Source organism: Filifactor villosus (genome assembly GCF_042652965.1).
GTDB classification, from domain to species: domain Bacteria; phylum Bacillota; class Clostridia; order Peptostreptococcales; family Filifactoraceae; genus Filifactor; species Filifactor villosus.
In genome coordinates, this window is the sequence record NZ_JBHSHL010000014.1 from 34815 (window position 1) to 47868 (window position 13054).

General features: G+C 43.1%; 9 protein-coding genes. All 9 read left to right on the top strand.

Annotation, left to right across the window (positions count from 1 at the left end):
- Positions 1 to 534 precede the first annotated feature (534 nt).
- The 9 genes from ACFO4R_RS03995 (at position 535) to ACFO4R_RS04035 (ending at position 12941) form a co-directional block, all read left to right on the top strand.
- Positions 535 to 1275, top strand: coding sequence for a GntR family transcriptional regulator (locus ACFO4R_RS03995; RefSeq protein WP_379787734.1), 741 nt, complete (start codon positions 535 to 537; stop codon positions 1273 to 1275).
- Between the two features lie 2 nt (positions 1276 to 1277).
- Entirely contained in the window at positions 1278 to 2015 is a 738-nt protein-coding gene (locus ACFO4R_RS04000; RefSeq protein ID WP_379787735.1) for a GntR family transcriptional regulator, read from the top strand.
- Positions 2016 to 2116: 101 nt separating this feature from the next.
- Positions 2117 to 3217: an AI-2E family transporter gene (locus ACFO4R_RS04005; RefSeq protein WP_379787736.1), complete on the top strand. Its 1101-nt coding sequence runs from the start codon at positions 2117 to 2119 to the stop codon at positions 3215 to 3217.
- A 130-nt stretch (positions 3218 to 3347) separates the two neighbouring features.
- Entirely contained in the window at positions 3348 to 4625 is a 1278-nt protein-coding gene (gene murA / locus ACFO4R_RS04010) for a UDP-N-acetylglucosamine 1-carboxyvinyltransferase (protein WP_379787737.1), read from the top strand.
- A gap of 33 nt (positions 4626 to 4658) precedes the next feature.
- Positions 4659 to 5678: a rod shape-determining protein MreB gene (mreB, locus tag ACFO4R_RS04015; protein WP_379787739.1), complete on the top strand. Its 1020-nt coding sequence runs from the start codon at positions 4659 to 4661 to the stop codon at positions 5676 to 5678.
- Between the two features lie 236 nt (positions 5679 to 5914).
- On the top strand, positions 5915 to 8182 hold the full coding sequence (locus ACFO4R_RS04020; protein WP_379787740.1) for a bifunctional dihydroorotate dehydrogenase B NAD binding subunit/NADPH-dependent glutamate synthase: 2268 nt from the start codon (positions 5915 to 5917) through the stop codon (positions 8180 to 8182).
- Positions 8183 to 8715: 533 nt separating this feature from the next.
- On the top strand, positions 8716 to 9735 hold the full coding sequence (gene pheS / locus ACFO4R_RS04025; protein ID WP_379787741.1) for a phenylalanine--tRNA ligase subunit alpha: 1020 nt from the start codon (positions 8716 to 8718) through the stop codon (positions 9733 to 9735).
- 12 nt (positions 9736 to 9747) lie between these two features.
- Entirely contained in the window at positions 9748 to 12117 is a 2370-nt protein-coding gene (gene pheT, locus ACFO4R_RS04030; protein ID WP_379787742.1) for a phenylalanine--tRNA ligase subunit beta, read from the top strand.
- A 263-nt stretch (positions 12118 to 12380) separates the two neighbouring features.
- A complete protein-coding gene (locus tag ACFO4R_RS04035) occupies positions 12381 to 12941 on the top strand; it encodes a YdcF family protein (RefSeq protein WP_379787743.1) in 561 nt (186 codons plus the stop codon).
- Positions 12942 to 13054 lie beyond the last annotated feature (113 nt).

Here is a 13054-nt window from a genome sequence, read left to right on the forward strand (position 1 = left end):
ATTGAGTTCTTGACATCAAGATCTGTATTTCGCAGGAAATAAAACGGATGTTCGTGGTCGCGGAATCTATATGACCACTCTTTCATCAGAGAATAGTATATAAGGGAGTACCGCACGCAGATACACAGTGTTTGTTGATCTTTGTGCGGTATCGTTTGTTTTTCGATAAGTTTTGTAAGACAATTTTCTTTCTTCCATGAGATTATATATCGATGACTAAACGAGATATCGCCGACATAGATAAGAGTTCGGTAGGAGGCGGTATAGAATTTTCTGTGAGAGTGTTTTAAGCAGTTTATTTAAAGTGCACAGTCTTCTCCCTCATTTGCCTTTACCATTTTGATATCGATGTTTTTCGTTCTGTAGATGACAAAACAGATTCTTATCCTTGAGAGTGTAGATATAACCATACTTCTATCGGATAACAGTATGAAGAGAAATGAATTTGAGCGGTCGATGTAAAAGATATTTTAAATATGTTGTAATACAAACAAGTCTACTTAGAACTATTTTTTAATGAAGAGGCGAAAAAGTATGAAAATCAAAGAGATCATGCCGCATCAGGAGGGGAGAGAACGACTGGAAGCCTATATTTTGCAAAACAAGATGGGCAACGGTCAGAAACTCCCCACGGAAAGAGAACTCTGCGACAGGTGGAGTATGAATCGGGAAACACTTAGAAAATCACTGTATCATTTGGGTCTGGAAGATAAGATTTATTCGGTTCAAGGTTCGGGAAACTATGTTAAAAAAGAAAAGTACGAACGGAATCTGGCGGGACTTGAATCATTAACAGAATGGGGAAGAAGCAAGGGCTTGACTGTGACGGCAAAGGTTATTTCATCCGGAGTGATCGAAGCGGACAAGAAGATAAGCAGGCATCTTCAACTTGTTTTGGGAGAGAAGGTTTTTTTTCTGGTGAGATGTCGCTATGTCAATGATGAACCTTTGGCGATAGAATACATTTACCTTCCTTATTCCGCATTTGAAGGAATTGAGGAGTTTGACTTTGAGAGGTTATCCCTCTATCATGTGTTGGAGAAGTACTATCATACAAGTTTAAAAAATGGAAATGAATCGGTCAGTATTACATACATCGATGAGTTTGAAGCAAACTTTTTGCAGGTTCCCGAAGGAACTGCCGCTTTTTTCACGGCGGGTGTCGTGTATGATACCGAAGGAAAACCGACGGAGTATTGCAAGACGGTGAGTAGGTACGATAGATTGACCTTTTCGTTTTTAAGTAAGGAATTGATATCGCGGGGAAGGGGGTAGGCATGGAAAAAGAACAAGGTGTAAGTTACGATTCTCCCTACTACATTCAATTGAGGGAGGTTCTACGCAATAAGATCGAGACGGGAGAATACCTTCCGGGAACTGCCATTCCTTCCGAGCCTGAATTGGCAAAACTCTACGGTTTGAATCAAAAAACTGTGAGGTCCGCCATTGAACTTTTGGTGAAGGAGGGTTTACTCAAGAAGATACAGGGCAAGGGGACCTTCGTTGAAGGAGATAAGATCCAGAGGGATATTTCAAATATGGAGGGATTTATCAGTAAGGTAGAGCAGCGAAGGGATGATGTTGAAGTAAAGGTGCTGAAAAAATACCTCAGGAGAGCCGGAGAGTATTATGCTAAGGTTTTTGATATGGGAAAAAACGAGGAACTGTACTTTGTGCAGAGACTGATCGCCAGGAAGGGAGTGCCTATCTCCGTCGAGGAGAGTTATATTGAAAAAAAGATTCTTCCGGTGATCGAAGATGTAAATCTGTCCGTTTATTCGATCAGGGATATCTTTGACTTCTACGGGATCACGATTACCAAGACGAGGCAGTATTTGAATATTGTAAAGACGGACTCAAAAACTGCAAAACTGTTGAAGATAGATCCTGAAGATTATATTTTAAAGTTTTCGGGCTGTCATTTTAATGATGAGGGAAGGATCGTAGAGTGTTTCAACCATTATTCGAGGGGAGATATCCTCAGATATCAGGTAGAGTTTTCGGGACAAAAGTGATAAAAATGTAAATTTTAGAGGAGAAAAGAGATTTGTTTTTGAGTATGAGACAAAAGTATGGTATGATTAATAGGAGAATGAGGGTTTGGAGTTGATGAAGATTGTTTCATAGGTTAAAAAAATATCAGGATATCATCTTTCTGATTACAATATCCATTATTATTTATAAAGTCATTCAAAATTATCAAGTGCTGTTTTCCGTTTTGATAAAGATGAATGTTGTTTTAACTCCCTTTTTTTGGGCCTTCGGTATGGCATTTCTTTTAAACCCTCTTATGAAAAAGATTGAGACTTACAAGGGAATGAGCAGGACTCGTACCCTGATTGTTATGTATACGCTTTTAATCGGCTTGCTCTCGCTGTTCGTTATCATTGTAACACCACGGATGATTAGCAGTGTGACGGAGATTATCGTCAATATGCCGAGGTATTACAACCGATTACAAATGTTACTTTCGAGTGTTCTTGAGAGCAGGCTTATATCGGATACGGATGTGAATGAGTTTCTTTCGACATCGACAAGAAAACTTGCAGATTCGGTTTTTGATTACTTAAATCATTCTGCGACAAAGATGGTATCCCGCGTCATTGATTTGACATCGGCGGTACTTCAATTTGTTGTAGGTCTTATTATTTCGATTTATATGCTTTATGATAAGGAGAGGTTTCAAGATTCTTTAAAGAAACTCTTGTATTATTTGTTTGAGAGAGAGAATGCAAAAAAAATCATCGAATGGGGAAGTATTACCAATTCGGTGTTTACGGACTTTTTTATAGGAAAGTCGTTGGATTCTTTGATTATAGGTATTTTGTGTGGGATAGGGCTGAGCATTATAGGAACTCCGTATCCCTTTCTGTTGGCATTGATCGTAGGTATTTTTAATATGATACCCTATGTGGGACCTTTTATCGGGGCAGTTCCCGCGGTGTTTTTTACCCTGCTGTCGGATCCTTTAAAAGCTCTATGGGTCATTTTGTTCATCTTTGTGTTACAGCAGTTTGACGGAAACATCCTGGGTCCTAAGATTTTGGGAGACAGGTTGGGGGTACGTCCGATCTATGTGATGCTTGCCATTTTTGTAGGAGGAGGCTTTTTCGGGATCTTCGGCATGTTGATTGGAGTACCGGTTTTCAAGCTTATCAGCATTGCATTGTCGAAGTTGTTGGAGGAAAAGGATGTTTTACAGGAAACAAAGGGATAAAATGATTTTATTTGTCTTAAACTATACCTATACGTTGATATTTATGCTATAATTATCAATTGATTAGATGCAAGAACAAAGAGAGTTAGTCACTTTAGAAAGATAGGAATCTTGGAAAGGAATGTTTGTTTTGTCTTATATTATTGTAAAAGAAAGTCCGCCTCTAAAGGGAAGTGTGAGAGTAAGCGGTTCTAAGAATGCAGTGCTTCCTATTATTGCAGCCACATTGTTGGCGGAGGGGACTTCGGTCATAAATGGAGTACCGAACCTCAAAGATGTGCAGGTCATGTCCGAACTTTTGTGCCATTTGGGGGCTCGTGTCTCTATGGAAGGAGAAAAGCTGATCATAGATGCCACAAACATCGAGAAGCTGGAAGCGCCTTATAATCTTGTAAATAAGATGAGAGCTTCTTTTTTGGTCATGGGTCCTCTGCTTTCGAGATACCGTAAGGCAAAGATCTCGATGCCGGGCGGTTGTGCGATAGGAAGCAGGCCGATCGATCTTCATCTGAAGGGCTTTAGGGCCTTGGGTGCCGAGATCGTAAACCACGAACATACCTATAACGAACAGGGCTACGTCGAAGCGAGTGTCAACGGAGATTTGGTCGGCGAGAAGATCTACTTGGATTTCCCCTCTGTCGGAGCAACCGAAAATATCATGATGGCAGCGGTTTTTGCAAAAGGTGTTACGGTGATTGAAAACGCCGCAGAGGAGCCTGAGATTGTAGACTTGGCGAACTATTTGAATAATATGGGTGCAAAAGTGAGGGGAGCGGGAACAAACACGATAAGAATCACGGGAGTTGAAACGCTCAAGCCGGTCGAATATACGGTGATTCCCGACCGGATCGAGGCGGGAACGTATATGGTTGCCGCAGCTCTTACTCGGGGAGATGTGGTTATTGAAAACGTCATCCCCGATCACGTAAAGCCTGCAATCGCAAAGCTGACTGAGATCGGCTGCCATATTGAAGAATACGACAGTGCTATCAGAGTCGTAGGGCCGGAGGTCATTGAATCAACTACGATCAAAACAATGCCCCATCCGGGATTCCCCACAGACTTACAGTCATTGTTTATGGCTCTGTTGTGTCTTTGTGACGGAAAATCAACCGTAACTGAAACCGTGTTTGAAAACAGGTTTATGAATGCTCCTGAGCTTATGAGAATGGGTGCAAACATTGAAATCAATGGAAAAACAGCGACTATCAAAGGAGTATCCTGTCTGATCGGGGCGGAGGTTGTAGCTACGGATCTGCGTGCGGGAGCCGCATTGATTATCGGCGGGCTTGTTGCAAAGGGAGAGACAAAGGTTAGAAATATTTATCATATCGATCGAGGATATGTTGACATTGTTGGGAAATTATCGAACTTAGGTGCAAAGGTCTATAGAGTGGAAGAAGAATAAAACAACACAACGGGTGTTTGAAGGGAGAATACAATGAAATTTACACCGGATATCGGAATTGACTTGGGAACGGCATCGGTACTGATCTACGTCAAAGGAAAAGGGATCGTTTTGAATGAACCTTCGGTAGTTGCTATAGATACAAATTCGGATTCGATTCTTGCGGTAGGGGAAGAGGCCAGGATGATGCTTGGAAGAACTCCGGGTAGTATTGTGGCGACAAGACCTTTGAGGGAAGGTGTTATTTCGGATTACGAAGTCACTGAAAAGATGCTCAAGTATTTTATCGAGAAAGTAACCGGAGGAGTAAGCGTGTTCAAGATCTTCAAGCCGAAGATCATGGTCTGCGTTCCTTCCGGGGTGACAGAGGTAGAAAAAAAGGCGGTGATCGATGCAACCATCGATGCCGGAGCAAGAGAAGTGTTTTTGATTGAAGAACCGATTGCCGCCGCAATAGGTTCGGGAATCGATATCTCCAAACCGAACGGATGTATGGTTGTAGACATCGGTGGTGGAACGACGGATATTGCTGTGATTTCCTTGGGAGGAATTGTTGTAAGTTCCTCAATTAAGACGGCGGGAGACCATTTTGACGATGCGATTATCAAATACATGAGGAAACAACATTCCATGCTGATCGGAGAGAGAACAGCCGAGGATATGAAGAAGGGGATCGGAACGGCTTTCCCGCGCGATAAAGATATTACGATGCAGGTCCGGGGCAGGAATCTTGTTTCAGGGTTGCCGGAAGTACGTACGATTAGTTCTGCGGAGATGCTTGAGGCGCTCAGAGAGAGTGTTACTCAAATCGCCGATGCGGTTCATGTCGTGTTGGAGCAGACACCTCCGGAGTTGTCTTCCGACATCAGTGATAAAGGGATTCTCATGACGGGAGGAGGCTCTCTTCTTTGGGGCCTGGATAAGCTGATTTCTCAAAGAACGGGAATTGAAGTCTATGTTTCTGAGGATGCAGTGTCCTGTGTGGCAAAAGGTACGGGAGATGCATTGAATTCTCTTAAGGCCCTTTCCAGGACGTCTTACAAAAAAAGATAGAGCGGTTTAAAAAGTCTATATATCTCTGCCGAAGAGAGGGTGTTTTGAAGAAAAGTGCTGTCTTATCGGCAGACTTATTATAGAGAGGTTATTTTTCAGTGAACTTTGATGAGTGTAGGGCTCTGAAGGAGAAAACACGGGGGTTTTCTCCCGATATGCGTGTGCATAAGAAGTGCCGTGCTTATTTTCGATGTTCCGAAAGAAATCTTGTTTGATAAAACATAAGGGGGAGAAAAATGTTTAAAATTGTAAAGAAAGAATGTTTGGCGCCAAATATTTATCTTATGAGTATTCATGCACCTAAGATTGCAGCGTCCGCAAAACCGGGGCAGTTTTTGATCGTTATTGCCGACGCTTACGCCGAAAGGATACCTCTTACGATATCCGATTACGATATAGAAGCAGGAACTATCGATATTGTCGTTCAAGCTGCAGGAGCATCTACAAAAAAAATATGTTCTTTTGAAGAAGGAGATTCCTACAGTGACGTTGTAGGACCGTTGGGTATTCCATCGGAATTTTTGGAGGAAGATGTCGAGACCTTGAAGAAGACAAGGTACCTTTTTGTTGCCGGAGGGATCGGAGCGGCACCGGTTTATCCTCAAGCGAAGTGGTTCAAGGAGCATGGCTTGGACTGCGATGTCATGATTGGAGCAAAGTCGGAAGAATTCGTCATTTTTGAAGAGAAGATGAAACAGGTATGTAAGAATCTATACATATGTACCGATGACGGAAGCTACGGATTCAAAGGAATGGTCACAAACTATATCGATGAGCTCTACAACAAAGGGGAAAAGTTTGACCAGTGTGTATGCATCGGACCTATGATTATGATGAAGTTTGTTTGTCTTACAACGAAAAAGTATAATCTTCCCACTATTGTGTCATTGAATCCGATTATGGTTGACGGAACCGGTATGTGCGGGGCTTGTAGGGTCAATGTAGGCGGAGAAGTTAAGTTTGCCTGCGTACAGGGACCGGAGTTTGACGGTCACCTGGTGGACTTTGACAATGCGATGAAACGTCAAAGACAGTACATCGATCATCCCGAGACCCTTGTAAAAGACCATACCTGTAATTTGGAGATCGCTGTGAATAAATCTCACGAAGAAGATGATGTCAAACCCAAGGATCGATTTACGAGGGTACCGATCTCCGAACAGGATCCCGATATCAGAAACAAGAACTTCGCCGAAGTCTGCCTCGGTTATACGGAGAAGGAAGCGATGGCGGAAGCGAGCAGATGCCTTCAGTGTAAAAATCCGCAGTGTAGACCGGGTTGCCCTGTATCGATTGATATTCCGGGCTTTATCAAGGAGATTGCTGCAGGAAATTTTGAACAGGCTGCCAAGGTACTTTCCCTCTATACGGCATTGCCGGCGGTATGTGGACGTGTTTGCCCGCAGGAGAACCAATGTGAAAAAACCTGTATCCTTACAAACAAAGGAGATGCGGTTGCCATTGGAAAACTTGAGAGATTTGCAGCGGACTATGCGAGAAACAATCAGATAAAAATCAATGAGAAGCCTCGCAGTAACGGACACAGGGTTGCAGTGATCGGAGCAGGGCCTGCAGGTTTGACCTGTGCAGGCGAAATGGCAAAACGCGGGTATGCAGTTACCGTGTTTGAAGCCCTTCACTTAAACGGGGGAGTACTCGTTTACGGTATCCCCGAGTTTCGTCTTCCCGAAGAGATTGTGACCGCCGAAGTTGCAAATCTTAAGGACTTGGGTGTTGAGTTTGAAAATGATACCATTATAGGAAGAACGATAACCATTGATGAGATTTTTGCCCAAGGCTATGAATCCGTCTTTATAGGATCGGGGGCAGGACTTCCGATGTTTATGAATATTCCGGGAGAAAGCTTGAATGGTGTATATTCCGCAAATGAGTTTCTGACCAGAAATAACCTGATGAAATCTTTTGAATCCAAATATGATACTCCAATCAATGTGGGTGCTCGCGTAGCAGTTATCGGAGGAGGAAACGTAGCGATGGACGCTGCCCGAGTTGCCAAAAGACTTGGAGCGGAAGTCACCGTTGTATACAGAAGAACGGAACATGAGCTTCCTGCAAGGGCGGAAGAAGTCCATCACGCAAAAGAAGAAGGCATTATTTTCAAGACTTTGACAGCACCTGTTGAAATCTTAGGCGATGAAAGCGGATGGGTAAAAGGAATGATCTGTGTAGAAAACGAACTTGGAGAAGCGGATGCTTCAGGAAGAAGAAGACCTGTCAAGATTGAGAACTCGGAGTTTGAACTCCCCGTAGAAACCGTTATCATGGCATTGGGAACAAGCCCGAACCCACTTATTGCGTCTACGACAGCAAGCCTTGAAATCAACAAAAAAGGTTGCATCATAGCCGATGACTTCGGAGCTACCACCAGAGAAGGGGTCTTTGCGGGAGGAGATGCCGTAACCGGAGCGGCAACTGTTATTCTTGCTATGGGAGCGGGTAAGAAGGCTGCCGAAGCGATGGATGAGTATATCCGAAATAAATAAAAAATATTTGTATTTTTTGAAAAAATATGATAGTATTGTAAATTATATAAAAAGACAAGGACGGAGACCAGTAGAAAGAGTTCGTATCCTCTACAGAAAGAAGGATGGATGAGAGCCTTTGCAGATACGCTTTCGAATTCGCTCCCGAGTCAAGCTGATGAAATAACAGTAGTCGCTTCGCAAGAAAAAGCGTTAACTTATCGACGAGTAAATCCATTGAATGATATAGGGTGGTACCGCGTTTATCGCCCCTATATCTTTTGATGGATTTTTTTGTTTATGCTATTTTCGTTTTAAACTGTCTTGTTGGACGGTTATTGTGTTCTAATACTATTATTCATTTGTGCTATGGATATCAGAAACATGTACTCAACAGAAGATAACACGGATGTTCGTAGTCATAAAGTAGATATAATTACATTTCTATTGGAGAATAGTATAAAACCGATAATCAGGCATTGTATCTGAGTATATTCGTTCTACAGAGGGCATTTTAATCTGATAATAGTACTAGAAAGATATGGAGGTAGACAATGAAGGAACGTTTGGAAAAAATTCAATCCAAAGCTATGGAAGCCATCGCGGAAGCGAAAAGTGTGGATTCTTTGGAGAAAGTGAGAATTGAGTTTTTGGGGAAGAAACAGGAGTTGGCTTCTCTCTTAAAAGAACTTGGCAAATTATCTCCGGAAGAAAGACCGGTTATGGGAAAGGTTATCAACGACGTCAGAGAGACGATTGAAACAAAGCTCAAGGGAAAAAAAGAGTATTTGGCTAAGTTGCTGCTTGAAGAAAAACTGAAATCGGAGACGATTGATGTGACCATGCCGGTCAATCCCTCTTTTATAGGAAGAGAGCATCCGATTACAAGGGTAATATGTGAAATTGAAACCATCTTTATGAATTTGGGTTTTTCGGTTAAGGAAGGACCGGAAATCGAAACAGTGGAAAACAACTTTGATAAACTCAATGCACCGAAGAACCATCCTTCGAGGGATATCAGTGATACCTTCTACTTTACGGATTCTCTTCTTCTTAGAACTCAAACTTCTCCGGTGCAAATCAGAACAATGATGGAAGAAGATCTTCCGATCCGAATGATTTCTCCGGGCAGATGTTTTCGATCGGATACTCCGGATGCGACGCACTCTCCGATGTTCCATCAGGTGGAAGGACTTGTTGTAGGAAAAGGGATTACCTTTGCCAACTTGAAGCATACCTTGGAGGAGTTTGCAATTCATTTCTTTGGGGAAGAGACCAAAACAAAGTTCAGACCGCATAACTTTCCATTTACCGAACCGAGTGCGGAAGTTGATGTAAGCTGTTTCAAGTGTCATGGAGAAGGGTGTTCCATTTGTAAAGGAGAAGGGTTTATTGAGATCTTAGGAGCGGGTATGGTCCATCCCAACGTGCTTCGCAACTGTGGAATAGATCCCGATGTGTACACGGGATTTGCGTTCGGAATGGGTGTTGAGCGTGTTGCGATGCTTAAGTATGAAATAGAAGATATTAGGCTTCTTTATGAAAACGATATGAGATTTTTACAACAGTTTTAAGGAGAGATTGCCATGTTGCTACCGTTAAAATGGTTAAGAGATTATGTTGATATAGAGATGGGTACGGAGGAATTTGCGGAGGCAATGACGCTTAGCGGAACAAAAACGGAAGGTATTGTCTATCCCGGAGCGGAGATCAAAAACGTCATCGTCGGAAAAGTACTCTCGATCGAAAAACATCCCGATGCGGATAAACTGGTAGTAGTACGAGTTTCGATTGGAGAAGAGGAGAGACAAATTGTTACAGGTGCCGACAATTTGAAGGTGGGAGACTATGTGCCCGTTGCCCTACACAATGCAAAACTCCCGGGCGGGAAAAAGATTAAGCGTGGTTCCATGCGAGGGGTCATGTCGGACGGGATGCTTTGTTCGGCTCAGGAACTGGGTATAGACAACAAGTTTATTCCGGAGGAAATGAGAGAAGGAATCTATGTGTTGTCCGAGAAAGCGGAGCTTGGGAGCGATATTCACGACGCGATGCTTCTGGATGATGCGATCATCGAGTTCGAACTTACTGCAAACAGACCGGACTGCAACTGCATCCTCGGTATCGCCATGGAGGCAGCGGCGACAATCGGTGCAAAGGTGGAGCTTCCTTCTTTGGAAGTGAAAGAAGAAGGGGAGATGTTGCAGGGCGATGTTAAGATTAAAACGGAGCTCTGCGGACGCTATCTTCTAAGAGAGGTCAAAGATGTCAAGATCTGTCAATCTCCCTACTATATTCAAAGAAGATTGATAGAATCCGATGTAAGGCCTATCAACAACATTGTAGACCTCACCAACTATGTGATGTTGGAATACGGGCAGCCTCTACATGCTTTTGACCGAAAGAAGTTGGTTGGAGACACAATTGTTGTGGCGATGGCAGGGGAAGAAGAGTGCAGTGTCACTCTGGACGGAGAGGAGAGAACTTTGGATCCCTCGATCATAACCATTCGCGATGAGGAGAAGATCATTGCACTTGGCGGAATCATGGGAGCGCAGAATTCCGAGATCGATGATACCACGACTCATATCTTTCTTGAGAGTGCACACTTTGATGCAGACACCATCCGTGCTTCTTCCAAAAAGCTGGGGCTTCGAACGGACGCTTCTGCAAGGTTTGAAAAAGGCATCGACCTTCATCGTTGTAAAAAAGCCTTGGATCGGCTCTGTCACTTGATTGAAAAATTGGGATACGGGACGGTCTGCAAAGGAAGTGTCGATAGACAAACTGCCGAATGTAAAGAGGTCAAAGTCGATTTTACCATAGAGAAAATCAACGAGGTCATCGGTTGCAAAATATCAGAGGAAGAAATCCTCGATATTTTATCAAAACTGAACTTCAAGGTCGAAAAAACAGAAGACGGATTTGCTGCAACACCTCCGGAATACCGAACCGATGTTGAGCAGTTTGCGGACATCGTCGAAGAGGTTTCGAGAATTTACGGATTTAATAAGATAGAGTCAAAACCGCTACGGGGAGAAGTTATCCCCGCGCGTAAAAGCGAAGAAAGAATATTTGAGGACAAAATCAAGTCTGCGGCATATAAGTCGGGCTTGACCGAGGTCCTGACCTATTCCTTTGTCAGTCCTTCAGGACCTGAAAAAGCAGGTTTGTCCGAAGAGTGTTACAAGTTTATGAGATTGCTCAATCCCTTGGGTGAAGAAACTTCAGTTATGAGGACAAGCCTCGTTCCGAATATGCTCGACATCGTATCTTCAAATATGGCGCACAAGAACGAGTTTTTCTCGGGCTTTGAGTTCGGCAATATCTTTTTCAAGGAGGAAGAAGCAAAGCAACTGCCATCTATGGTCACAGCATCTTATGGAAAGGAAGAGGATTTCTTCAGCTTGAAGTCGAGATTGGAAGGGATTTTTGAAATTCTGCGTTATGAAAGCAGACAGTATCGCCCCAACAGAGAAGCGGCCCTCTTTCATCCCGGAAAATGTGCGGATATCTTTATAGGAACGGAAAGGGTCGGAATCATAGGAGAGGTCCATCCGAGTGTTGCACAGGCATTTTCCTTGAAGAAAAAAGTATATTTGGCTGAACTCGACATTGTGAAAATGATGAGCCTCTATGCCGAAGACATTAAGTATAAGAGGATTCCCAAATATCCTGCTGTCAAGAGGGACATTGCTCTAGTGGTCGATAAGGGGCTGTATGTTCAAGAGATCGAAACCCTTATTCGAGAATATGGCAAGAAGCTGATTGAAAAGGTTGAGCTCTTTGACGTCTATGATGGAGATAGGATTGAAGAAGGGAAGAAATCGGTCGCTTATTCCATCACCTATCGAAAAGCAAATGCGACCTTGACCGACGAAGAAGTAAATCAGGTTCAGGAAAAACTTCTTTCCGCCTTGAGAGAGAAGCTCAATGCGGTTTTAAGGGACCAGTAGAAACGGCAGGAATACTATTGTCCGTTTGAAATGTCGGATATACAGACTTATCTTTGTCGAAAAACAACTTGGATAATGAAATGCTTCAAAGCATTCGATCTGAAATTTTCATTAGATGATAGTATAAAAAAATCCGTTTGTGAAAGGAGTCCCAAAAGACAGATGTTTAAGTGTAGCAGTGTTTATGGCTGCTACACTGTTTTTTGCAGTCGAAAGTGGAAGAATATTTTCCGTAGAAGCGGTGTCGGTAAAGGGAGGAAGATATGAAAATAATAAAATGGTTTGCAGCATGCCTACTCTTGTCTTTCGTCATCGTGGAGGTGGCGATCCTGTTTTGGGGATTTCGATACAGAGAGGTGGAGGTGGATTATGTTATCGTCTTGGGAGCCAAACTGTACGGGGATGTTCCTTCTCCCGCCTTTACCGCCCGTTTGAAGGCAAGTGCAGCTTATTTGAAGAAACATCCCCAAACCCTTGTGATTGTGACAGGAGGTCAGGGAGAAGATGAGTGGATTGCAGAAGCGGAAGCGGGTAAGAGCTACCTTATGGAAGCGGGAATTGAGGGGAATAGGATTTTGGTAGAGAAGCGTTCGACCAGCACCTTTGAAAATATAAAGTATGCCAAGCCTCTTATGGAAGGGCAGGGTTTGAAAGTGATGATTTCGACCAATCGGTTTCATATTTTCCGTAGCCTTATGATAGCCGGAAGATTCGGCCTGCAACCATATGGACTTCCTGCTCCTACGCCTCCGACCATTATCCTTTCTGCTTATATGAGAGAATATTTCGCTCTGTTCAAATCTTTTGTTTTTGACAGGCCTTAAACCATGGTATAATTAAAAGTGCCAGGTTGAAAAAACTCTTACCGTGATATGGCAGAGGTTCATCAAGAAGTTCGGGTGTTTCGGAAGAAAGTAGAATAAAGGGTTTAAAAAGG

Bases quoted from the DNA above. Each gene is read 5' to 3' on its own strand.
- ACFO4R_RS03995 (WP_379787734.1), top strand. From the start codon at position 535: ATGAAAATCAAAGAGATCATGCCGCATCAGGAGGGGAGAGAACGACTG.
- ACFO4R_RS04000 (WP_379787735.1), top strand. From the start codon at position 1,278: ATGGAAAAAGAACAAGGTGTAAGTTACGATTCTCCCTACTACATTCAA.
- mreB (WP_379787739.1), top strand. From the start codon at position 4,659: ATGAAATTTACACCGGATATCGGAATTGACTTGGGAACGGCATCGGTA.
- ACFO4R_RS04020 (WP_379787740.1), top strand. From the start codon at position 5,915: ATGTTTAAAATTGTAAAGAAAGAATGTTTGGCGCCAAATATTTATCTT.
- pheS (WP_379787741.1), top strand. From the start codon at position 8,716: ATGAAGGAACGTTTGGAAAAAATTCAATCCAAAGCTATGGAAGCCATC.
- pheT (WP_379787742.1), top strand. From the start codon at position 9,748: ATGTTGCTACCGTTAAAATGGTTAAGAGATTATGTTGATATAGAGATG.
- ACFO4R_RS04035 (WP_379787743.1), top strand. From the start codon at position 12,381: ATGAAAATAATAAAATGGTTTGCAGCATGCCTACTCTTGTCTTTCGTC.